Annotated in this window: 14 protein-coding genes; 2 read left to right on the top strand and 12 right to left on the bottom strand. The window is 73.3% G+C overall.

Annotated features, from left to right (window positions below; genetic code table 11):
- From ACGFIR_RS25920 to ACGFIR_RS25905, 4 genes are all read right to left on the bottom strand, one after another.
- Positions 1 to 3015, bottom strand: a complete 3015-nt coding sequence (locus ACGFIR_RS25920; protein WP_393147661.1) for an amino acid adenylation domain-containing protein — start codon at positions 3013 to 3015, stop codon at positions 1 to 3.
- Positions 3015 to 3242, bottom strand: coding sequence for an MbtH family protein (locus tag ACGFIR_RS25915; protein ID WP_393006781.1), 228 nt, complete (start codon positions 3240 to 3242; stop codon positions 3015 to 3017). The genes ACGFIR_RS25920 and ACGFIR_RS25915 overlap by 1 nt, the downstream gene beginning before the upstream one ends.
- Positions 3243 to 3495: 253 nt before the next feature.
- Positions 3496 to 5124: a condensation domain-containing protein gene (locus ACGFIR_RS25910; protein ID WP_393147659.1), complete on the bottom strand. Its 1629-nt coding sequence runs from the start codon at positions 5122 to 5124 to the stop codon at positions 3496 to 3498.
- Positions 5121 to 9170, bottom strand: coding sequence for an amino acid adenylation domain-containing protein (locus tag ACGFIR_RS25905; protein WP_393147657.1), 4050 nt, complete (start codon positions 9168 to 9170; stop codon positions 5121 to 5123). Before ACGFIR_RS25905 ends, ACGFIR_RS25910 begins: the two co-directional genes overlap by 4 nt.
- A gap of 169 nt (positions 9171 to 9339) precedes the next feature.
- On the opposite strand from ACGFIR_RS25905, the gene ACGFIR_RS25900 reads away from it, so the two are divergent.
- A complete protein-coding gene (locus ACGFIR_RS25900) occupies positions 9340 to 10503 on the top strand; it encodes a nitric oxide synthase oxygenase (protein ID WP_393147655.1) in 1164 nt (387 codons plus the stop codon).
- 94 nt (positions 10504 to 10597) lie between these two features.
- Here ACGFIR_RS25900 and ACGFIR_RS25895 read toward each other — a convergent pair whose 3' ends face one another.
- Positions 10598 to 12280, bottom strand: coding sequence for a 2-isopropylmalate synthase (locus tag ACGFIR_RS25895; RefSeq protein ID WP_393006773.1), 1683 nt, complete (start codon positions 12278 to 12280; stop codon positions 10598 to 10600).
- 461 nt (positions 12281 to 12741) lie between these two features.
- Here ACGFIR_RS25895 and ACGFIR_RS25890 point away from each other — a divergent pair, with 461 nt between their 5' ends.
- Positions 12742 to 15726 (top strand): glycine--tRNA ligase, encoded by a 2985-nt coding sequence (locus tag ACGFIR_RS25890; protein WP_393147741.1) that lies wholly within the window; start codon positions 12742 to 12744, stop codon positions 15724 to 15726.
- A 78-nt stretch (positions 15727 to 15804) separates the two neighbouring features.
- On the opposite strand, the gene ACGFIR_RS25885 is transcribed toward ACGFIR_RS25890, so the two are convergent.
- The 7 genes from ACGFIR_RS25885 to ACGFIR_RS25855 all read right to left on the bottom strand — a co-directional run bounded on the left by ACGFIR_RS25885 (position 15805) and on the right by ACGFIR_RS25855 (position 23473).
- The gene (locus ACGFIR_RS25885; protein WP_393147739.1) at positions 15805 to 16773 is read right to left on the bottom strand and encodes an acetylxylan esterase; all 969 of its coding nucleotides are present in this window, start codon (positions 16771 to 16773) and stop codon (positions 15805 to 15807) included.
- Positions 16774 to 16875: 102 nt separating this feature from the next.
- Entirely contained in the window at positions 16876 to 17556 is a 681-nt protein-coding gene (locus tag ACGFIR_RS25880) for an N-acetylmannosamine-6-phosphate 2-epimerase (RefSeq protein ID WP_393006771.1), read from the bottom strand.
- On the bottom strand, positions 17553 to 18551 hold the full coding sequence (locus ACGFIR_RS25875; protein WP_393147653.1) for an ROK family protein: 999 nt from the start codon (positions 18549 to 18551) through the stop codon (positions 17553 to 17555). The genes ACGFIR_RS25880 and ACGFIR_RS25875 overlap by 4 nt, the downstream gene beginning before the upstream one ends.
- Before the next feature lie 2 nt (positions 18552 to 18553).
- Entirely contained in the window at positions 18554 to 19492 is a 939-nt protein-coding gene (locus ACGFIR_RS25870; RefSeq protein WP_393006767.1) for a dihydrodipicolinate synthase family protein, read from the bottom strand.
- Positions 19489 to 20562 carry an oligopeptide/dipeptide ABC transporter ATP-binding protein gene (locus ACGFIR_RS25865; RefSeq protein WP_393147651.1) on the bottom strand — a complete coding sequence of 358 codons (1074 nt, stop codon included), beginning with the start codon at positions 20560 to 20562 and terminating at the stop codon, positions 19489 to 19491. Before ACGFIR_RS25865 ends, ACGFIR_RS25870 begins: the two co-directional genes overlap by 4 nt.
- Positions 20559 to 22517, bottom strand: a complete 1959-nt coding sequence (locus ACGFIR_RS25860) for a dipeptide/oligopeptide/nickel ABC transporter permease/ATP-binding protein (RefSeq protein ID WP_393147649.1) — start codon at positions 22515 to 22517, stop codon at positions 20559 to 20561. The genes ACGFIR_RS25865 and ACGFIR_RS25860 overlap by 4 nt, the downstream gene beginning before the upstream one ends.
- A complete protein-coding gene (locus ACGFIR_RS25855) occupies positions 22517 to 23473 on the bottom strand; it encodes an ABC transporter permease (protein WP_393147647.1) in 957 nt (318 codons plus the stop codon). The genes ACGFIR_RS25860 and ACGFIR_RS25855 overlap by 1 nt, the downstream gene beginning before the upstream one ends.
- Positions 23474 to 23518 lie beyond the last annotated feature (45 nt).

The raw sequence follows: 23518 nt of genomic DNA, 5'->3' as shown, positions 1-23518 counted from the left end.
TCAGCCCTCGCCTCGTCGTGCGCGCAGCCGCCGCAACGCCTCCTGGCGCCGGTCGGCAGTGGGTTCCGGCGACACGTTCCCGGTCGGGTGCTCCGGCGTGTCGGGGGCCGCTGGCGGTTCCTCCTCCAGGAAGGCCGCCAGCTGGCGGATGGTGGGACGCTCGAACATGTCCGCGATGGAGATCTCGCGGCGCAACCGTTCGCGGAGCCTGGCGTTGACCTTCACCAGCGAGTACGAGGTCCCGCCGACCTCGAAGAAGCGGGTGTCCAGGTCCGGCTCGGCGACCCCGGTGACCTCGCTCCACGCCTCGCGGACGAGCCGCTGCATCTCGGTGACGGCACCGCCCCCGGTCGTGGGGGCGGCCACCGGGGGCGGAAGCTGCCTGAGGTCGACCTTGCCGTTGGCGGCGGTGGGCAGCGCGGGCAGTCGGCGCAGCATGGTCGGCACCATGTACCACGGAAGCGCCGCGTGCAGCAGCGCGGTGTCCGCCCCGGTGCCGACCTCCCGGTCCGCGACCAGGTAGCCGACGAGTACCCGCTCGCCGCCCGGCAGCGTGCCGACGTGTGCCACCGCGTCGGTCACCCCGGGCAGTTCACGCAGCCTGAGCTCGATCTCGGCGGGCTCGATCCGGAAGCCGTGCAGCTTGACCTGCCGGTCGATGCGGCCGTGGAACAGCAGGCCGCAGGCGGCGGTGGCGGTGCCCAGGTCGCCGGTGCGGTACATGCGGGCACCCGGTTCCCCGGTCGGGTCCGGCACGAACTGCGCCGCCGTGCGCCGGGGGTCGCCGAGGTACCCGCGGGCCACGCCGGCGCCGGCCACACAGATCTCCCCGGGCACCCCGGCCACGAGCGGCCGGTGGTCGGGCCCGCAGACCAGGACCCGGGCCCCCTGGATGGGCCGTCCGATCGGGACACTGCGGTAGCCGGCGTCCGCGGGGTCCGGGGACCACACGGTGCAGCCCACGACGGTCTCGGTGGGGCCGTACTCGTTGAAGACCAGGCAGTCCGGGTGGTTGGCGCGCCAGCGGGCGACCACGTCGGTTGGCAGGTCCTCGCCGCCGAGCACGACCGCGCGCACCCGGCCGTAGCCGGCCAGGTCGAGCCGGGACAGCAGCGCCAGGTGGGCCGGCGTGAGCTTGAGCAGGCTCACGTCACCGACGGCGCGGATCGCCGCGAGCAGGCCGTCGATGCCCTCGTCGGCGTCGGTGACGACCACCCGTTGGCCGACCAGCAGCGGCGCGAGCAGGGAGGTCACCGAGAGGTCGAAGATCACGGCCGTATGCGAGACGACCCCGGCGCCGGCGGCCAGCGGGTACTCCCGCGCGGCCACGTCGAGGTAGTTGTCCAGGCCCCGGCGGGTCACCATGACGCCCTTCGGCGTGCCGGTGCTGCCCGAGGTGAACATGACGTAGGCCAAGGACTCCGGGCCGCCACCGGGCGGATCGGCCGGCCCGGTCGGTGTCGGGTCCGCGCCGGCGGTCGGGTCGACCACCTGCACGTCGGCCGGCAGCAGCTGCGGCGCGGAGCCGTCGTGCACGACCAGGCGCGCTCCGGCGGTCGCCAGCATCTGCGCGATGCGGCCCGCGGGCAGCCGGTGGTGCAGCGGCACGTAGGCCAGGCCGGCGGCGTGCACGCCGAGCAGGGAGACCACCAGGCCGGGACCGTCGGCCGCCAGCACACCGACGCACTCGTCGGGCCGGGCGCCGCGCCAGCGCAGCTCGCCGGCCAGGCGGCGGGCCGCGTGCACCAGTTCGGCGTAGGTCAGCCACTCGTCGCCCGTGCCCACGGCCGGCGCCTGCGGCGTCCGGGCCGCCTGCTGCTGGATGCGCCGCCAGAACGACGGCGGGTCCACCGGCGTCGCGGCGGCGTCGGTGCCGACCGGTGCGGCGCCCCGCCAGGGCCGGCCGGCCCGCACCAGCGTGGGGAGATCGGCGAGCAGGCCGTCCAGGGTGTCCAGCAGTTGGACGGCGTCGTCGCGGTGGATCCGGTCGGGGGCGTGGCGCAGCAGCAGGTCCACGCGCTGCGCGCCGACGGCCGGAGCGAGCATCAGGGTACGCGCGAACGGCGGCGGCGCGGGCGGCGACAGCACGGCCTCACCGCCCGGCACCGTGACGGCGGCGTGGGCCGGTGCCGTGGTGAACGCGTACGCCGGCAGTGCGTCCGGCTCGCTCGCCTCGTGCCAGACCGGCCGCCGCAGGGCCGGACCGGCGAGCCACCTGTCGGCGGCGAGCAGCACGTCCCGGACGGCGGCGTCACCGGCCAGGCCGACCGGCCACGGCCGGTACCCGGTCAGCGGGCCGACGACGGTGTCGGGGACGGGTGCCCGGCGCTCGTCGACCCCGACCCAGAGCTGGTCCGGTTCGCCGTCGGCGATCGCGCGCAGGAGCAGCCACCAGCAGCCGAGCAGGACCGCCTCGGCCGTGACGTCGAGCAGCTCGGCGGCCTCCCGCAGACCGTCGCGCGCGGCCCCGGTCGCGACGTGACCCAGCAGGCCCTCGGCCGACGCGGTGCCGGTCACGGGACGTTCGAACGGCACCGCGTTGACCGGGCCCCGCGCCGGTAGCGGCTCCGGGGCCTGCCGTTGCAGGTTGTGCTGCCACTGGGCGTACCGCAGCAGGGAGTCCAGGCCCGCCGGGTCGGCCGGCCGGCCCGCCGCCTCGTCGACCAGGGCGGACTGGAGCATCCGGAGGGTGCCGGCGTCGGCGAGGGTGCCGGGGACCCGGATCAGCACCCGGCTGCCACCGTCGGGCTCGGCGTGCACCTCGAAGCACACCGACGCGGCGGGGTCCGCCGGGCCGTCGAGGATCTGCAGCGCCGCGCCGTGCCGGTCGTCGCCGACGAGACGGGTACGCGCCAGCGGGTGTCGTTCCCGCAGCGCGTGGACGACCTCCTCCGCCCGGGCCACGGCGACGGGCAGCCGGACCTCGGCGGTGCCGTGCCAGGACGCCGGGTCGGGCAGGTGGCTGACCAGCCATCGCTGCCACGGCGCTGCGCGGAAGAGGCCCGGTGCCGCCATCAGTCGGTCACTCGCCCCGCGGCCTCGGCGAGGGCGGTACGCAGGGACAGCGGCCGCATGTCCGTCCACACCTGCTCGATGTGGTCGAGGCACTCGTCGCGGGAACCGCTGAAGCCGACCGCGCGCCAGCCCGTCGGCGGCTCCCGGTCGGCGAGCCACACGGAGTACTGCTCCTCCTCGTTGATCACGACTAGGTACACACGCCGGTCGTCATCATCGTTGAACACGTCTCCGCGCCTCCCGCTCGACAGTTCCGCCACGGCAGCACCACGCTCGGTTCACTGATTGGTCGCGTCGATGGCAGGAGGTAGCCCGCCCACCACGACAGGTAGCGGGTGCCGACATCCATCAACGAGTTTCCAATTAACCGGGCGCGCCTGCCAGAAACAATTCGTAACCTGCTCGCGACGCTCCGGAATGGAGCACTTTCGCGCCCCTCCCCGATTCGCATCGCGAGCATGCACCAACAGTTTACCGATGTCAACTACTAGTTTCCTGCCCCGATCTCGACCCGCCTCTACGGCGTCCCGCCACCCGCAGAAGGCGCGCCGCAGAGCCGTCGGCAACCCCTAGCATCCCCTGTTCACGGCCCTTCGGCGGTGGGGTGGTCAGCTCGGCGAGCAACGCGTCCGGAGCGGGCAGTCGCGCCGAGAAATTGCGAAGCGCGGCCGCGAAATCGGTGACAAAGCCATCGGATACCGCAGCTTGCCGATATGTTATGCCGAGATCCGTACCGTCCGGTCGCTGGGCGATCCCAATACGCAGATCGTGGCGGGCCTGCTGCGCCTGTATCGACACCGGCTGGACATCGAGCCCGGGCACCTCGGGAAATGGCGCGTCCAGATAGGCCACAAGCCATAGGACATGTCCACCGGAGACGGCGTGCGACCGGTTACCCACCAATTCCTCGTACGGCACGCGCTGCAACGACCACGCCTCGTTCAGGTCATCGGCGACCTGGGCGAGCAGGTCACCGAACGTCCGGCAGCCGGCCAGCGCGACCCGCACCACGGCCGTGGTCGCGAAGTAGCCGATCGTGCGCCACTGCGCCGCGTTCTCGCGCCCGAACCCGGGCGTGCCGACGAGCAGCTCGTCCGGCCCGCCCGCCGCGGCGACCGCCAGTCCGATCACGGCGAGGCGCACCGCGAGCGAGGTACGGCCGGCCGCCCGGCGGCCCCGGTCCCACGCCTGCTGGGCCTCGCCGTCGAGCCGGACCGCCAGCGACCGCGCCGCCCACGGCGAAGCGGCCGACACCGCCGGTCCCGGTGCGGGCAGGACCGGTGCCGGCACCCCGGACAGCGCGGCCCGTCGCCGGGCGACCCGCTCGAGAAGCGCCGGGTCCGCCCGCCAGTCGACCGCGGGAGGCTCGGCCGCGTCGCTCCGTTCCCGCGCCACCAGCAGGTCGACCGGCACGGCCTCGACGGCCAGCGCCCGGTAGTTGGTCATCACCTGCTCGCCGAACAGCCGCACCGCGTGGTCGTCGGCGACCAGGTGGTGGATCGCCAGCGCCACGACGTGCTGCCCGGCCCCCGACCGCAGCAGCGCCACCCGTACGAGCGGGCCGTCGACCAGGTCCATCGGCTGGCTGATCACCTCGGCCACCAACTGGTGCACCAGGTCGTCGGTGCCGCCCGGCACGTCCAGCAGCGCGACGTCGAGGGGCATCCGCTCGCGCACCACCAGGACCGGCAGACCCTGCTCGATCGCCACCACCGTACGCAGCGCGGCATGCTGGCTGACCGCCGCCCGCACCGCGTCCCGGAACAGGTCGGTACGCAGCGGCCCGTGCAGGCGGAACGCGCCGCCGAGCTGGTAGCCGACGCTGCCGCCGTAGCGCTGGTGCAGCAGCCAGATGCGCAGCTGCCGGTCGGTGAGCGCCCGGCGGACCGACTGCCCGCCGGTCAGCAACGCGAGCAGGGCGTCACGGTGGGTACGCAGCCGCTGCCGCAGCGGGTCGGTCAGCACCCCGGTGGGCGCCCGGAAGGTGAGCCGGCCGTCGGTGACGGTCAGCTCCACGCCCAGCCCCCGGAGCTCGGCGAGCAGCTCGGCGGGCTCCTGTGCGCCGGGCCCGCCCGGCCCTGGCCCCGTCGCGGCGTCGGGGGCGCTCACACGAAGCCCTCCTCGTAGTCCAGCGCCGCACCCCCGCCGACCGGTCCGCCGAGCACCGTGGTCAGCAGGTCCTCCCGCTGGTCCAGGCCGAGGCACTGGATGACCGCATCGTCCGCGAAGCCCCCGATCTGGCACAGCCCCAGCCCGTGCCGGGCCGCGTCCTGCCGCAGCAGCATGGCCATCGAGCCCGCCTCCAACGCGGCGAACCGTGCGGTGCGCGCGCCGTACTTCTGGCTGATCGCCGCCGAGTCCGCCGCGAGGTAGACGGCGAAGGCCGCCGCGCCGGCCACCGGCCGGTTGACGCCGCCGAACCACTCGGGGTCGAAGCCGACCGCCGAGGCGAACATCGCCAACCGGTGCGCCACCGGGTTGTAGAAGTAGACCCCCGGGGCGAGCCCGTCGACCCGGGACGGCCGCACGTGCACGAAGGTGCGCACCGCGTACAGGCCACCGGCGGAGGGGTAGCGGAACTTCGACCGGCCGTCGAGTTCGACGGCCCGCAACACCGAGAGCAGGCTGCCGAGCTGCTCGCCGGTGACCGCCCCCGCCCCGTCCCCGCCCCGCCACGAGGCGCTGTCGCGGTACAGGTCGAGGTCCGTGGCCGCGTCCGGTGCCGGCATCGACCGACCCGCCAGGCTGTGCAGCGTACGGTGGCGCAGCACGGCCCGCTGCACCAGCTCCGCCGACGGCGCCTGCTCGTCCCCGTCGCCGGAGCCCGAGCCGATCCGGCCGCCGGCCCGTAGCCGGTCCAGCAGGTCGGACTCCAGCATCCGCTCGATCGCCGCGACGCGCGGGTTGCGCACCAGTTCCTCGTACGGCGGGCGGAAGTCCAGCTCCCGCTCCAGCACGTTGCAGAGCCGGACCAGGTCCACCGAGTCGAGCCCGGCCAGCATCAGGTCGTCGTCGAGGCCCAGCTGGTCGTTCCCGGTCGCCTGCCGGGCGAGACCGAGCAGGTACTCGGCGAACGGGCGCGGGGTCCGCGGCGCCGTCTCGACCGGGAGCGGCGCCGTGGCGGCCGGCTCCGGCTCCGCCGGGACCGGTGGCGACAGCTCCAGCAGCCGGGCGCGGTCGAGCTTGCCGTTGGCGCTGACCGGCAGCGACTCCACGACCAGGAACCTGCTCGGCACCAGGTACTCCGGCAGGCTCGCGCCGAGCGCCGCACGCAGTGCGGAGACGTCGAGCCGCTCGTCGGCGGGCACCAGGTAGGCCACCAACTGCCGCTGGCCGTCCCGGGGGCCGACTGCCGCGACGGCCGCCGACTGCACGTCGGGGAGCCGGACCAGGGCCGCCTCCACCTCGGCCAGTTCGACCCGGTGGCCCTGGATCTTCACCTGCCCGTCCCGCCGGCCGAGGAACTCCAGGCAGCCGTCGGGGTGCCGCCGGGCGAGGTCGCCGGTGCGGTAGAGCCGGCCGAGCCGCTCGTGCTCGACGAACGCCGCGGCGGTGAGTTCCGGGGCGTCCCAGTAGCCCTGCGCCAGCCCGACCCCACCGATGTAGAGGTCGCCGGCGACGCCGACCGGACGCTCGCGCCCCGCCTCGTCGAGCACGTACAGCCGCTGGTTGGTCAGGGGGAAGCCGTACGGCACGCTGGACCAGCCACGGTCGCCGTCGCGCACGTCGTAGGCGACCGACCAGATGGCCGCCTCCGTGGCTCCGCCGAGACTCACCACCCGCGCGTTCGGGGCCACCCGGCGGATGCGCGCGGGCAGGTTCAACGGGATCCAGTCCCCGCTGAGCAGCACCAGCCGCAGGTCCGGCAGGACCGCCGAGCGCAGCTCGCAGACGTCCACGAAGAGGTTCATCAACGCGGGCGCCGAGTTCCAGACGGTGACGCGCTCGGCCTGCATCCGGGCCAGCCACCGCGCCGGGTCCTTGCCGGCCTGCCCCGGCTCGGCGCTGACCACCGTGGCGCCGGCGGCCAGGGTGCCGAAGATGTCCCAGACCGACAGGTCGAAACCGATCGACGACACCGCGAAGACGCGGTCCCGCTCGTCGACGCCGTACCGCTGGTTCACGTCGAGCACAGTGTTCGCCGCCGCCCGGTGGGAGACCTGCACGCCCTTCGGCGCTCCCGTCGAGCCGGAAGTGAACACCACGTAGGCGCTCTGGTCCAACGGCACCTCCGGCAGCCGGCCCGGCGCCGGCACGTCGACCGGTCCGCCCGCGCCCGAGCGCGCGGTCAGCACCACGAGCTGCTCCGACGCCCACTCCGGACGGAGGTCGTCGTGCGCACCGACCACAAGCATCCGGATGCCGCCCCGCCGGGCGAGTTCGGTGAGGCGCCCGGCCGGCAGGTTCGCGTCCAGCGGCAGGTAGGCCCCGCCGGCGAGTTGGACGCCGAGCACGCCGACCGCCCGGTCGATGCCGTCGCGCGCGTGCACACCGACCAGCTCGCCCGCCGTCACCCCGGCGTCGGTCAGCCGGACGGCGAGCTCCGTCGCGGCGTCCCGCAGGCCCGCGTAGTCGAGCCTCGCGTCCGGGTCGACCAGCGCCGTGCGGTCCGGCCACCGGTCGGCGGCCTCGGTCACCAGCTCGTGCAGCGGTCGTACCGGCAGCTCCGCCACCGGTTCGGTGCTCTCCCGCAGCGCCGCCACCGCAGCCGGCGGCCGGGCCGGCCGGGCCGCCGCCCAGGCGGCCGGCTCGGCGAGTTCCCCCAACAGGTCGGTGAAGGCGGCGAACATCTCCGCCAGCAGGCCGTCCGGAAAGGCGTCGGCGACGACGTCCCACCAGACCCAGACCTCCCCGGCGGATTCCGACACCTGGCAGTCGATCAGCACCTGCGGCGTCTGGGAGAGCGCGTAGTGGATCGTGCCCAGCCGGCTCAGGTCGGTACGGAAGTCGTCGTTGCCGGGGTCCTGGACGTAGGTGAAGACCACCGGCATCGCGGACTCGCCCCCGCGCCTGCGGGCGAGTTCCCGCAGCACCTCGACGCCGCTGACCTGCCGGTGCTCCAGGTCGCTCCACATCTGCCGTTGCAGGCTCGCGGCCAGCTCGGTGAACGATCCGGCGGCGGCCAGGTCCGCCCCCAGCAGGCTGATGTTGGTGAACGGCCCGACCACCCGGTCGATGTCCGGGTGCACCGGTCGACGGTCGAACAGGGTCAGGTTGAGCGTGAAGCGCGGCGCGGCGGTCCAGACCCCCAACGCCTCGGCGAAGGCCCCCAGCACGGTGCCCGCCGGCGCCACCCCCGCCGCTCCCGCCAGCTTGCGCACCGCCGCCCAGCTCTCGGCGGACAGCCGGGTCTCAAGCCGGGAGAAGCGCGGGATCTCCGGCTGCTCGGCGGCGGGCCGTACGGGCAGGTCAGGCGCCGGCGGCAGCGCCTCGATCCGCTCCCGCCAGTACGCCCAGTCGGCCTCGCGGGCCCCGTCGTCCGCCCGGTTCAGGTGCGTCACGTAGTCGCGGAAGGTGACCCCGATCGCCGGCAGTTCGCGGTCGGCGTCCTCGTACAGGTCGGCCAGTTCGACGGCGAGGATGCGGAAGCTCAGCGCGTCGGCGATCAGGATGTCGAAGCTGATGTGCAGCCGGGACGTCGACTCCCCGGTCCGGGTGGCCCGCAGGTCGAACAACGGCCACTGATCGGCCCGGAGGACCTGGTGGGACATCTCGTCGCGGATGTCGTCGAGCAGCCGGCCACCGTCCGGGCCGGTCGCGTCCGCGACGGGGATCCGGTACGACGGCACCTCGTCGAGCACCCGCTGGTTGCCGTCGTCGTCGATGACCGCCCGCAGCATCGGGTGCCGCTGGACCAGCCGGTCGCAGGCCCGGCTCAACCGGTCGACGTCCAGTTCGCGCACGTCGAGTTCCAGATAGCCGTGGCAGGCGGTCCCGCCGAGCCGCTGCCCCTCGCGGCGACCCACCCAGTAGGCCGCCTGCAGGTCGGTCAGGGGGAACGGCTCGCGTTGCTCCTCGGCGGGTGCCGAGCGGAGGACGGCCGTCTCCCGGACACCTTCGTCCTTCACGGAGAGTGAGCGAACGATCCGCTGCCGCAACAGCTCGCGGCGATCGGACGGCGACGGCGACGCTCCGGACTGCACCGGCTCCGGCATGCGGTCTCCCTCTCTCGTCTCACCCTCTGGGGTACGTGTGGGTGCGCAGACCATACCGGGTGAAGATAGCCACCGGCCGTCGCGCCCACCGGCGTCCGCACCCCTTCCCGTACCCCTAAAAAGCGGAGGTGGGGAGCCGTACCGAGGGAAGCATGGGGAGGCTTGGACAGTGACAGTGACAGACCCTCCCGTCGGTTGGGACCTACCCGACCACCAGGTCGCCGAGATCCGGGACTTCCTCCGGGACTGCGCGGAGACCGCCGCCGGCACGGTGGACGCCGCCCGGCCGGAAGCGGTGCTCACCGAGTTCGCCAGGACCTCCGGATACCGGCACACTGAGGACGAACTCGTCACTGGCTGTAAGATCGCGTGGCGCAACAGCGTGCACTGCGTCGGCAAGGCCAACTGGCGGGTGCTCGACGTACGCGATGCCCGGCAGGCGACCGAACCGGACGACATCTACGAGGCATGCGTGGAGCACCTGCGCCGGGCCACCAACGGCGGCCGGATCCGGGCCACGATCACCGTGCTCGGCGCGCAGCCACCCGACGGTCCCGGTCCACGGATCTGGAACTCGCAGCTCGTGCGCTACGCCGGCTACCGCCAGCCGGACGGTACGGTCGTCGGCGATCCGGAGACGGTCGCCTTCACCGAGTGGGCCCGGTCCCTGGGCTGGCCCGGCGGTGCCGGTGGGCCGTTCGACATCCTGCCGCTGGTGATCAGTGCCGGTACGGCGCCGCCCCGCTGGTATCCGTTGCCGGCCGACGCGGTGCTGGAGGTGCCGCTGAGCCATCCGACGCTGCCCTGGTTCGCCGACCTCGGCCTGCGCTGGTACGCCCACCCGGCGATCAGCGACCAGAAGCTGCGCATGGGCGGGCTGACCTACCCGGCCGTGCCCTTCTCCGGCTGGTACACCAGCACCGAGATCGGCGCCCGCAACCTGTCCGACAGCAACCGGTACGACATGCTCCCGGTCATCGCGGACCGGATGGGGCTGGACCGCCGCTCCAGCCGCACGTTGTGGCAGGACCGGGCGATGCTGGAGCTGCTGACCGCCGTCATGCACTCGTTCGAACTGCACGGCGTCACGATCGTCGACCATCACTTCGTGGCCGAGGCGTTCGTCCGGCACGAACGGCGGGAACAGGCCGCCGGCCGCACCGTCGACGCCTGCTGGCGCAGCCTGGTGGCGCCGACGGGGGCGTCCACCACGGCGACGTTCTCCCGGCGGTATCCGGAGACCGTACGGCTGCCGAACTTCTTCCCGCACGAACCGCGCGAGGCCGGCGGGGCGAACGGCCCGGGCTGCCCGGTCACCGGCCACGGCGGCTGACGCGACGGACGGACCGGGGCGCGCCGGAGGACCTGCGTGGGTCCTTCCGGGTGCGCTCCGGTCCGTCCGGTCGTGGCCCGGTCCCGGCGGCCGGTCAGTCGGCCAGGGCCCGGTTGCAGGCCGAGAGCACGGCCCGCACCTGGGCGTCCGCCGGGGAGTCGGCCAACCCGACACCCCACAGGGTACGGTCCCGGATGCGGCACTCGACGTAGACCGCGACGCCGCCCTGCCCGTCGGTGAGCGGCTGCTCCTGCTGTTCGAGCAGTTCGACGTCGATCCCCTCGTCGCCCAGCGCGGCGACGAGTGCCGCCGAGGGCGTCGGCCCCGCGCCCACCCGTTCGCCGCTGCCGCCGGCGGTCTTCAGGGTCCCGGCGAAGCGGTAGCCCTCCGCCGCCGCGCCGGCGATGCGCCAGTCGTCGACCGTGACCGGGCCGTCGGGGTCCAGGTACCGGCCCCGGAAGAGGTCCCACAGGTGCTTCGCCGTGACCTCGGCCCCGCTGGCGTCACTGACGCTCTGCACGAACCGGGAGAACTCGATCTGGAGCCGCCGGGGCAGTTGCAGCCCCTGCGTCTGGTGCAGCAGGTGGGCGATGCCCCCCTTGCCGGACTGGCTGTTGATGCGTACCACCGCCGCGTAGTCACGACCGACGTCCGACGGGTCGATCGGCAGGTACGGCACCTCCCAGGGCGCCTCCTCCACCGGCACCCCGAGCTGCGCGGCCCGCTTGCGGTGGTGCGCCAGCCCCTTGCTGATCGCGTCCTGGTGGGTGCCGGAGAACGCCGTGTAGACGAGGTCGCCACCGTAGGGGTGCCGCTCCGGCACCACCATCCGGTTGCAGTACTCGACGGTGCGGCGGACCTCGTCGATGTCGGTCAGGTCCAGCATCGGATCGACGCCCTGCGAGTGCAGGTTGAGCGCCAGCGTGACCAGGTCGACGTTGCCGGTCCGCTCCCCGTTGCCGAACAGGCAGCCCTCCACCCGCTCGGCGCCGGCGAGCAGCGCCAGCTCCGCGGAGGCGACACCGGTGCCCCGGTCGTTGTGCGGGTGCACGGAGAGGATGACGCCGTCCCGGCGGGCCAACTGCCGCGACATGTACTCGATCTGGTCGGCGAACAGGTTGGGGGTGGTCGTCTCCACGGTCGTCGGCAGGTTCAGCCGGACGGGGCGTTGCGGGCACGCGTCCCAGAGCGCGGTCAGCGTGTCGCAGACCTCCAGCACGTAGTCCGGCTCGGTGAGGTTGAAGACCTCCGGCGAGAACTGGAAGTGCAGGTCCACCCCGGGATACCGCTCGGCGAGGCGCAGCACGTCCTCGCCCGCCGTGAGGATCAGCTTCAGCACCTCGGCGCGGGTCCCGCCCAGGACGACCTCCCGCCAGGCCGGCGCGGTCGCCACGCAGAGGTGGATCACCGCCCGCGGGTAGCCCGCGACGGCCTCGAAGGTACGTTCGACCAGGTCACGGCGGCCCGGAGTGAAGACGACCGGGGTGACGTCGTCGGGGATGGCGTCCTCGTCGGCGAGGTGGCGGGCGAACTCGAAGTCGGCCAGGCTGGCCGACGGGTAGCCGACCTCGATCTCCTTGAAGCCGATCCGGAGCAGCGTGTCGAACATGCGCCGCTTGCGCGCGGGGTCCATCGGCTCGGCCAGCGCCTGGTTGCCGTCGCGCAGGTCCACCGAGGCCCAGAGCGGAGCCCGCACCAGCCGCCGGTCCGGCCAGGTGCGCCCGCGCAGCGGAATCTCGATCCGCTCCTCCGCCGGCCGGTACCGGGCGTACCGCATGGGGCTGGGTCGTTGCGGATTCCAGTGCGCGGCCGACCCTGCGTCCGCACGGGGCGATGACTGATCGGAGAATTCCGGAATGGTTGGCATTTGTTGCCCCGTCTCTCCCTCGTCGAGACTGGCGGACGGCACGGTCTGTCCAGCGTCGGACCAGCGCACCGGGACGCGATTCACCGGTCGTGAGGGGTCTCACGAGAGGATCTTCAGACTTTCCTGACGCAGGAGGCTATACCCAAGCCGGATGCCCGGCAACGGCCACTAAGGGTCGCTCCACCCCTGGTAGGGGCACCGTTGAACTGCCAATCAATGCGCAAGGGACGGACCAAAACGGTGTGTTACCGACTACGCGCGCGATACGCCCACGCACGCGAGCGATAGTCTGGCGGGACACTTCCACAGCGACCAGCGGCGGCCTCGTGCCCTGGTCGGTTGTCATCGAGATGGAGCACGACGTGCTGACAATGCAGGACGCTCTGGCACGCCTGAACGCGTACTGGACGGAGCAGGGCTGTTTGACGGTCCAGCCGATGAACACCGAGGTCGGTGCCGGCACGCTCAACCCGGCGACGTTCCTGCGGGTGCTGGGTCCCGAGCCGTGGCGGGTGGCCTACGTCGAGCCGTCGGTACGTCCGGATGACGCCCGGTACGGGGAGAACCCGAACCGGATCCAGTGCCACACCCAGTTCCAGGTGGTCATCAAGCCCGAGCCCGAGAACGCGCAGGAGCTCTACCTCGGCAGCCTGGCCGCGTTGGGGATCGACGTGACCGCGCACGACGTGCGCTTCGTCGAGGACAACTGGGCCTCCCCCGCGCTGGGCGCCTGGGGGTTGGGGTGGGAGGTGTGGCTCGACGGGCTGGAGATCACCCAGTTCACCTACTTCCAGCAGGCTGGCGGGATCAGCCTCGATCCGCCGTCCGTGGAGATCACGTACGGCATCGAGCGGATCATGATGGCGCTCCAGGGGGTCCGGCACTTCAAGGAGATCACCTACGCCGACGGGATCAGCTACGGCGAGGTGTTCGGCCAGGCCGAGTACGAGATGTCCCGCTACTACCTCGACGACGCGGACGTGGCCACGAACCGGACGCTGCTGGACCGGTACGCGAGCGAGGCCCAGCGGCTGATCGACATCGGTCTGCCGGTGCCGGCCTACAGCTACGTGCTGAAGTGCTCGCACACCTTCAACGTGCTCGACGCGCGGGGCGCGGTGTCGACCGCGGAACGCGCGGCGGAGTTCGCGCGGATGCGGCGTCTCGCCGCCGACGTGGCCAAGCTGTGGATCTCCGAGCGGGAGTCGTTGCAGCACCCGCTGGGTGTGACGCCGGCCGCGGTGGCCGCGCGGGTCGCCGAGCCGGCCGGCACCGGCGCCGCGTCCGGGCCACGGCAGGTGGTCTTCGAGATCGGGGTGGAGGAGATGCCCCCGGCGGAGGCGCGCGCCGCGCGGGAGCAGCTGGCCCGCGAGTTGACCGAGCGGCTGGGGGCGACCCGGCTGGATCACGGGTCGGTCCGGCTGCACGCCACCCCGCGGCGGCTGGTCGCGATCGTGGAGAACGTCGCCGCCGTGGAGGCGGACCACACGCGTACGGTCAAGGGCCCGAAGGTCAGCGCCGGGTTCCGTCCGGACGGGCAGCCGACCCCGGCCGCGGTGGGTTTCGCCCGGTCCCAGGGCGTCGCGGTCGAGGAGTTGACGCAGGCCGACGTCAACGGCGTGCCCCACCTGGTGGTACGCCGCCACGAGCCGGGCCGCACCGCCCAGGAGGTGCTGCGTACCGTGCTGGCGGGGGCGGTCGGCTCGCTGCGTTCGGCGAAGAACATGCGGTGGCGCGATCCGGAGCTGGCGTTCACCCGGCCGATCCGCTGGCTGCTCGCCCTCTGGGGCGACGAGGTGGTGCCGGTGACCGCCGGCATCCTCGCCGCCGACCGGCTCACCCGGGTCCACCGCACCGCCGACCGTCCGGTGCTGCCGGTCGCCTCCGCCGAGGAATACCTCGACACCGTCCGGAAGGCCGGCATCGTGGTCGACCCGGACGAGCGGCTGGCCACCATCACGGCCGCCGCCGAACGGCTCGCCGCCGACGTGGGTGGACGCGTCGACCTCGCCGCCGAGGCGCGGCTCGTCGACCAGGTCGTCTACCTGGTGGAGCAGCCCACCCCGCTGCTCGGCCGGTTCGACGACAGCTACCTGCGGCTGCCCGAGGCGGTGCTCACCACCGTCATGCGCAAGCACCAGCGTTACCTCCCGGTACGCGACGCGCAGGGCGCCCTGCTGCCCTCCTTCGTCGCGGTGGGCAACGGCGACATCGACGTCGACCTCGTACGCGCCGGCAACGAGGCGGTGCTCCGCGCCCGCTACGAGGACGCGCTGTTCTTCTACCGAGCCGACCGGGACACTCCCCTGGCCGAGCTGCGCGCCCGCCTGACGGGGTTGACCTTCACCGACAAGCTCGGGTCGATGGCCGACCGCGCCGAGCGCATCGCCGCCCTGGCCCGTGAGCTCGCCGCCGGGCTGAGCCTGTCCGCCGAGGACCAGCGGACGCTCGAACGCGCCGCCGAGCTGGTCAAGTTCGACCTGGGCTCGCAGATGGTCACCGAGATGACCAGCCTCGCCGGAGTGATGGCCCGCGAGTACGCGACCCACGCCGGCGAGCCGCAGCCCGTCGCCCAGGCGCTGTTCGACGCGGAACTCCCCCGGGCCGCCGGGGACCAGCTCCCCGCCACCCTGCCGGGTGCGCTGCTCTCGCTGGCCGACCGTCTCGACCTCGTCGTCGGACTCGCCGCCACCGTCGGGCTCCCCACCGGCAGCAGCGACCCGTTCGCCGTCCGCCGAGCCGTCCTCGGCCTCCTGGCCGTCCACCGCTCGCAGCCCGCCCTCGCCGGCGTCTCCCTGACCGACGCGCTCGCCCGGGCGGCGCGTCACCAGCCGGTGCCCGTCGACGAGAAGGTGTTGGCCGGCATCGCGGAGTTCCTCACCCGCCGCCTCGAACAGCTCCTCAGCGAGGAGAACCAGCCCGTCGACCGGATCCGCGCGGTCCTGCTGCACGCCGACCGTCCGCAGTTCGCCGACCGGCTCCTCGGGCAGATCGATCGGCTTCTGACCGACGAGTCGTTCCGGGCGCTCGCCGAGGCACTGCAACGCAGCCGCCGGATCGTCCCCGCCGGCACCCCCGCCGGCTACGACCCCGCCCACCTCCACGAGCCTGCCGAGATCCGCCTGCACGAGACCTTCAAGCAGGTCAGCGCCGACCTCGCCGCCCGCCCCGACCTCGACGAGTTCACGCAGACCACGGTACGGATCACCGCACCGGTGAACACCTTCTTCGACGAGGTGTTCGTGATGGCCGAGGAGCCCGACGTGCGGGCCGCCCGACTCGGCCTCCTCGCCTCCGTCGCGGAGCTGGGAGACCGGGTCATCGACTGGTCGCAGCTGCGGGTCGCCCACTCGTGACGAACCGGCCGCCAGGCCCCGCCGCGACGGCTCGGGGCCTGGCGGCCGGTTTTCATCCCGGGGGCCTGGCGGCCGGGCTCATCCCCGGCCGAGCACCTTGTGCAGCCAGGCGAGTTGTTCGAGCTGGTGCTCCGCCCCGCCACCCTCGTGGTCGTTGAACTCGTACACGCGCAGCTCCTTCTCGCCGCCGTGGCGGTGGTAGGCGGCGAAACAGGTCGAGGGCGGGCAGACCTGGTCCATCATCGCGATGGAGAACAGCGCGGGCGCGGTCGCGCGGGGCGCGAGCACGGCGGCGTCGAAGTACGCCAACGTGCCGAACACCTGGCCGCTCCGGTCGCGGTGCAGCTTGAGGTATTCGGCGATCTCGCCGTAGGGGCCACGGGCGGCGACCTGCACACCTCGCCGGAAGTCGCACAGGAAGGGCACGTCGGGCATGACGGCGGCCACGCCCGGGAACAGCGCCGCCACCGCCAGGGCGAGGCCGCCGCCCTGGCTGACGCCGGTGACGACGACACGGTCGGCGTCGACGGCGGGATGCCGCTGTGCGGCGCGGGCGAACCGCACGGCGTCGGTGACGAGCCTGCGGTAGTAGAAGTCGTCCGGGTCGGTGACGCCGCGGGTGAGGAAGCCGGGAACGGTGCCCGCCGGGTAGCCGTGCGGGTCGGCCGTACTGCCGGACGAGGCGCTCCAGCCCTGGCCACGGGTGTCCATGATCAGGTGGGCGAAGCCGGCGGCGGCCCAGAACAGCTTCTCGTGGGGCAGGCCACGGCCACGGCCGTAGCCGAGGTACTCGACCACGCACGGCAGCGGCCCGCTGGCCTGCGCGGGAAGGTGCAGCCAGCCGTACACGGGGTCGCCGTCGTACCCGGGCACGACGACCGAGAAGGTACGGACCTGGGTGAGCCCGGTGTCGACGGGCTCGTACGTCGCCGGGCCCGGTGCGTCCGCGCTGAGCGTCCGTTCCCAGAAGGCCCCCAGGTCCGCCGGGACGGCCAGGTCGGGCCGGTACGCCCAGCAGTCGGCGAGGGTGAGATCGCTCAGAGCCACAGTCATGACCTCCGTGCCAGCAGGATCGTCGATTCGTCGTTGACCTGTGTGCCGCGCCGGCGACGCCTGCCGGGGACAGGACCGCCGGACGCGCCCCGCCCGTCAGCCGGCGTGTGCCACGGCGGAGGCGAACCAGCCGGTGATGGTGGTGGGGTGGGTGATGGCGGTGCCCACCACCACCGTCCACGCGCCGGCCCGCAGCGCCTGCGCCGCCTGCGCCGGGGTGTGGATCCGGCCCTCCGCGACCACCGGCACGTCGATCGCGCCGGCGAGCTGCGCCACCAGGTCCAGGTCCGGGCCCGGCCCCTTGCTGGTGTACGACGTGTAGCCGGCCAGGGTCGTGCCGACCAGGTCGGCTCCCGCCGCCGCGGCGGCGATCCCCTCCTCAAGGGTGGAGCAGTCGGCCATCACCAGGGCGCCGGTCCGCTCGTGGACGGCGGCGACGGTCTCGGCGACGGTCCGGCCGTCGGGCCGTGGTCGGCACGTGCCGTCGAGCGCGACGACGTGCGCGCCGGCCCGGGCGACGGCCAGCGCGTGCTCGAGCGTGGGGGTGATGAAGACGTCGTCGTCGCCGTCCTTCCAGAGCCCGATCAGCGGCAGGTCGACCGCGTCCCGGATGGCCGCGATGTCGGCCAGCCCCTGGGCGCGGATGCCGGCCGCCCCGCCCTCGGCGGCGGCGAGGGCGACCCGGCGCATCGTGTCGGTGTCCCGCATCGGCTCACCGGGGTACGCCTGGCAGGAGACCACCAGGCGGTGGCGGAGCTGCGCGATCAGCGGGTTCACGACGCTGTCCGGATGTCGTGGTGGAGCCGGCCCTGCCCATGGTCGCCCCGCGCCGCCTCCCAGGCGAGCGAGGCGGCGCCGAGCAGAGGGGCGTCCGAACCGAGTGCCGAGGCCAGGACGGGCACGCCGGCCAGGCTGGGCAACGTCTCCCGCCGCACGGCGTCACGCAGCGCCCGCCACCAGGGCTCGCCGAGGCCGGTGACGCCGCCGCCGACCACGACGACGTCGGGGTCGAGCATGTTGACCAGCCCGCCGACCGCCGCGCCGACGGCCGTCCCGCCCAGCCGGACGACCGCCGCGGCCGTCTCGTCGCCGTCCTCGGCACGCGCGGCCACGGCCCGCAGGTCGTCGACCGGCCGGCCGGTACGCCGCGCGTACTCGGCGGCGAGGCCGGGCCCGGAGGCGAGCGCTTCGAGGTGTCCCCGTCCCCCGCAGGTGCAGGGCAGCGACCCGGCGTACGGGGAGGGCTGGTGACCGGCGTGGCCGGCCGCGCTGTGGGCGCCGGCGAGCACGCTGCCGCCGGCGACGAACGAGGCGCCGATGCCGGTGCCGACGGCGACGAGGAGCACCGTCTCGCGTCCGGCCGCGACGCCGTGGCGCGCCTCGCCGAGGGCGTGCGCGTGCACGTCGTTGATGACGGCGACGGGCAGGGCCAGCAGTTCCCGCAGCCGCCCGGCCAGGTCGGTGCCGGCCCAGCCGGTCAGGACGTCGGTGGCCGAGAGCACCCGGCCCGTCGCGCTGTCGACCACGCCGGCGCTGCCGACGCCGAGGGCACGGATGCCGGTCCCCGGTGCCCGCGTCCGCAGGTGGCGGACGAGGTCGGCGGCGGTGTCGAGGATGGCGGTCGCGCCGGCTCTGCCGGGGGTGGCGGCGGTGACGCGGTCGACGACCTCACCCTGCCCCGTGACGATGGCGGCCGCCGTCTTGGTGCCGCCGATGTCGAGCGCGGCGACCGCCTCGTCGGCGACGGTTCGGGGCGTGTGTGCCTCGGACATGTTCAGAGCAGCCCCGCCAGTTCCAGCTGCGTACGCACCCGGGTCGTCTCGTCGGCGTCGAGTGGCCGCAGGGGAAGGGACACGGCGTTGCTGTCGATCACACCGAGCAGGGCCAGGGCGGTCTTGAACGCGCCCACGCCCCGGGTCGCCCCGGCCGAGGTCGCCGGGTCGGCCGCGTCGACGATCCGGAACAGGCGGGTCAGCCGGTCCTGCTCGTGCCGGGCGGCCTCCCAGTCGCCGCTGACGCAGGCCCGGTGCAGTCGCACGTAACCGGCCGGGTCCACGTTGCCCAGCCCGGGCACGGAGCCGGAGGCACCGGCGAGCATCATCGCGTCGACGACCACCTCGTGCCCGGTCAGCAGGCTGAAACCGCTGTCCGGCGCCCGCTCGGCGATCGCCAGCACCAGCTGGCGGAAGGCGACGTCGTCGCCGCTGGAGTCCTTGACGCCGGCGATGACCCCGTCCGCCGCCAGCCGGGTCAACAGCTGGGTGGCGAGCTTGGTGTGCACGCAGACGGGAATGTCGTACGCGAACAGGGGAAGCTCGACCGACGAGGCGATCGCGCGGAAGTGCCGCTCGATCTCGTGGGGACCGACGATGGCGTAGAAGGGAGCCGTCGCCACCAGGCCGTCCGCGCCCAGGCGCGTCGACGCCTCGGCGCGGTCGAGGACCCGGCGCGTGGTCGGTTCGATGCAGCCGGCGATGACGGGCACGCTGCCGCCGACGGTCTTCACGACGGTCTCGAGGACCTGGTCGCGCTGGCTGTCGGTGAGGAAGACGGTCTCGCCGGAGCTGCCGAGCGCGAAGATGCCGTCGACTCCGGCGGTGAGCAGCCGCTCGACGAGTCGCTCCAGGGAGAGGACGTCGACCGTGCCCTCCTCGGTCAGGGGGGTGACGACCGGCGGCACGACGCCGGCGATCCGCGGGGCTGGCGTGGTCACGCTGTCTCCTCGACGTGTAGGGGGGTGGTGCGGCCGGTGGCGGCTCTGGCGAGTTCCACCAGCTCGGCGTTGCTGGATCCAGCGGGTACGGGGTGGTGGCACCGGAACTCGTGGTCCCCGGCGCTGTCGGCGTCCCGCTCGGGCGGCGGCAGCTCGGTGGCGCACACGTCCGTGGCCTTCCAGCAGCGGGTGCGGAACGGGCATCCGCTGGGCGGTCGGGTGGCGAGTGGGACGGGGCCGACGAGCGGGATGGGGTCGATGGGCGAGAGCAGACCCGGCGTGGCGGAGAAGAGCGCGCGCGTGTACGGGTGTCGGGCGCCCTCGGGCAGCAGGGCCGCGGGCGCCTGCTCCACGATCCGGCCGAGGTACATGGTGACCACGCGGTCGCTGATCCGCTTGACGGTCTGGATGTCGTGCGAGACGAAGACCATGGCCAGCCCGAGGCGGTCCTTGAGGTCCAGGAGCAGGTTGAGGATCTGCGCCCGCACCGAGACGTCGAGGGCGCTGGTGGGCTCGTCGGCGATGACCAGGCCCGGCTCCAGCGCCAGGGCGCGCGCGATGGACACCCGCTGGCGTTGCCCTCCGGAGAGCTGGCTCGGCAGGACGTCGGCGACCGAGCGGGGCAGCCCCACCAGGGCCATCAGCTCGTCGACCCGCTCCTCCCGCTGCGTGCGGGTGCCGCGGCGGTGCACGTCGAGCGGGTCCCGCAGGATGTCGCGTACCGGCATCCGACGGTTCAGCGACGTGGCCGGGTCCTGGAAGACCATGCCGACGCCGGAACCGATGCGTTCGCGTCGTTGCGCCGCGCTCATCGACCACACGTCGGTGCCGGCGAAGCTGACCGTGCCGCTCGTCGGTCGCTGGAGACCCACCAGCACCTTGGCCATCGTGGACTTGCCGCAGCCCGACTCACCGACGACGCCGATGGTCTCCCCGGCGCGTACGGTCAGGTGCGCGCCGGTGAGGGCGTACACCCGCTCGCGGTTGAACATGCCGCCGCCGCGGGTGCGGTGCACCACGTGCACGTCGCGCAGCTCGACGATCGGCTGACCGGGGACTGTCGCGCTCATCGGGCCAGCTCCTCTTCGCTGACGGTGACGGCCGGGTGGTGGCAGGCGTACCCGTGGGCGGCGGTGCCCTCCAGGCGGGGCGCCGTGTCACGGCAGACCTGCGTGGCCATGGGGCAGCGGTCCGCGAACCGGCATCCCGGCGGGAAGTCGGCCGGGGACGGCACCACACCGCGGATCTGGGTGAGCCGCTGCGCGCCGGCCTCCAGCGAGAGCACGGAGCCGAGCAGCCCACGGGCGTAGTGGTGCGCCGGGGCCCCGACCACGTCGGCGGTGACCCCGCTCTCGACGATCTGCCCGCCGTACATGACGACGACGCGGTCGGCGACGTCGCTGACCAGCGCGAGATCGTGGCTGACCAGGATCAGCGCGAAGCCCAGCCGGTCCCGCAGCCGCAGCAGCAGTTCCATCACCTGCGCCTGGACCGTGACGTCGAGCGCGGTGGTCGGCTCGTCGGCGATGATCAGGCGCGGGTCCCGGGAGAGGGCCATCGCGATCACCACCCGTTGCCGCTGCCCGCCGGAGAGCTCGTGCGGGTACGCGGCCAGGGTGCGAGCGGCGTCCAGGCCCACCAGCCCCATCAGCTCCTCGGCCGACCGGGTGCCGCCACGGCGGATCATCTGCGCCAGTTGGGGGCCGATGCGCAGCGATGGGTTCAGGGCCGAGAGGGCGTCCTGGTAGACCATCGCGATCTCGCGCCCCATCAGGGCCCGCCGTCGTTTCGTGCTCACGGTCAGCAGGTCCGTACCCTCGAAGCGGATCTCCCCCCGCACCCTGGCGCCCTTGGGCAGCAGCCCCATGACCGCGAGGGATGTCAGCGACTTGCCCGAGCCCGACTCCCCCACCAGGCCGACGACCTCGCCGGGTCGGACGTCGAAGGTCAGGTCGTCGACGATGTCGACGCCCCGGTGGCGTCCCTCGAAGCCGATCGACAGGTTCCTGACCTCGATGACGGGTTCGCCCTGCGGGAGCGGACGGGCCCGCTCGCGCAGCCGCCGCGCCGCCTCCGGCAGGCCGGGCAGCTCGACGACCTCACCCGGGCCGGTCTCTGCCCGCACCAGCGGATCGGCGGCCGGCGAGACGGTGGCGCGCCGGGCCGCCGGGGCGGCCCAGGCGTCGGACATCCCCTCGGAGAGCACGTTCAGGGCGAGCACGGTGAGCAGGATCAGCAGGCCGGGGAAGAAGGTGGCCCACCAGCCACCGATCTGCACCATCTCCTTGCCGAAGGCGATGACGGAGCCCCACGAGGACTCCGCCTCCTGGGGTGCCAGCCCGCCGCCGATGAAGGAGAGGGAGGCCTCGAAGACGATGGCGTCGGCGACCATGACGGTGACGAAGACGAGGATGGGCGCGGCGCAGTTGCGCAGGACGTGCCGCCAGAGGATGTGCAGCCGCCGCGCGCCGATGATCCGCTCGGCCGCAACGTAGTCCTCCCGGTACTGCGAGAGCACGTTGGCGCGCACGATCCGCGCGACGGACGGGGTGAAGACGAAGCCGATCGCGATCACGAGGACCAGCAGGCTGTTCTTGCCGAAGGAGATGATCAGCAGCGCGGAGAGCACGATGGCGGGGAAGGCCATGACGACGTCGAGGCAGCGCATCAGCGCCTCGTCGACCGCGGGCCGGCTGGTTCCCGCGAGCGCGCCGAGGATCGCGCCGACCAGCAGCGCGATCCCGGCGCCGCCGAAGCCCACGATCAGGGACCGCCGGGTGCCGGCCACCAGCCGGGAGAAGACGTCACGCCCGAGCTTGTCCAGACCGAACCAGTGGTCGCCGTTCGGACCGGTCAGCGCCGGGCCGAGCCCGGTCTGGGCGGGGTCGTACCGGATCAGCAGGGGCGCGAAGACGCCCACCAGGACGATGAGCAGGACGAAACCGAGCGCGATCCGGGAGGTGACGCTGAGTCTCCTGAAGGCGATGCCGGGGCGTGACAGCCGGGCCGTGAGGGTGCGACGCATCAGTGGGCTCCGCGCAGTCGAGGGTTGGCGAAGAGGTAGAGGATGTCGACGACCAGGTTCACGACGACGAAACCGACGGCGATCGTCAGGACGGTCCCCTGCGCGAGGGCCGTGTCGTTCTGCTGCACCGCGCTCATGATCTGGGTGCCCATGCCGGGCAGCGAGAAGATGGCCTCGATGACGACCGTGCCGCCGATGAGGTAGCCGATCCGCAGGCCAAGCACGGTGAGCGGGTTGACGAGCGCGTTGCGCAGCACGTTGCGGCCGATCACCACGCGGGGCGGCAGCCCGGCGCCGATGGCCGTACGGACGTAGTCCTTGTCGAGTTCCTCGACCATCGACGTACGCACGATCCTGGCGAGCGCGCAGCCGACCGGCACGGCGAGCGCCAGCGCGGGCATGGCGAGGGACTGCAGCCAGAGGGTGACCGAGTCGGTGGGGTTGACGTACCCGCCCGTCGGGAAGACCGGGCGCCGCACCGAGAACTCCTGGATGAGCAGGAGAGCCAGCCAGAACGACGGCATGGCGATGCCGGCCATGGAGACGAACCGGATGACCTGGTCGGGCCAGCGGTCCCGGTACAGCGCCGCGGGGATGCCGAGGGCCAGCGCGATGACCAGGGCGCCGACGACGCCCAGGGCCGTCAGTTGGATCGTCAGCGGCAGCGCGGTGGCGATCTTGTCAGCGACCGGAACCGACGGCGGGAAGGTCATGCCCAGATCGCCCCGGACCAGGTCGCCCAGGAAGTGCAGGTAGCGCAGTGGCAGCGGGTCGTCGAGGCCGTTGGCGGCCTTGAACGCCGCGACCTGCGCCGGGGTCGCCTGGTCACCGAGAACGGACAGCGCGGGATCGATCGGGGAGAACTGCATGATCACGAAGACGAACAGCGTGATGCCCAGGACCAGGGGGATCAGGGTCAGGAGTCGTCGCGCGACCAGGCTCAGAACGCTCAGCATGGTGTCTTTCTCTCGTCGAGGGCCGCCGAGACGTCCCGCCCGGTC

The organism is Micromonospora sp. NPDC049051, assembly GCF_043197575.1.
In the GTDB taxonomy this organism is placed as follows: domain Bacteria; phylum Actinomycetota; class Actinomycetes; order Mycobacteriales; family Micromonosporaceae; genus Micromonospora.
Note: the sequence above shows the minus strand (reverse complement) of the source record. Positions and strands in the feature narration are given on the sequence as shown.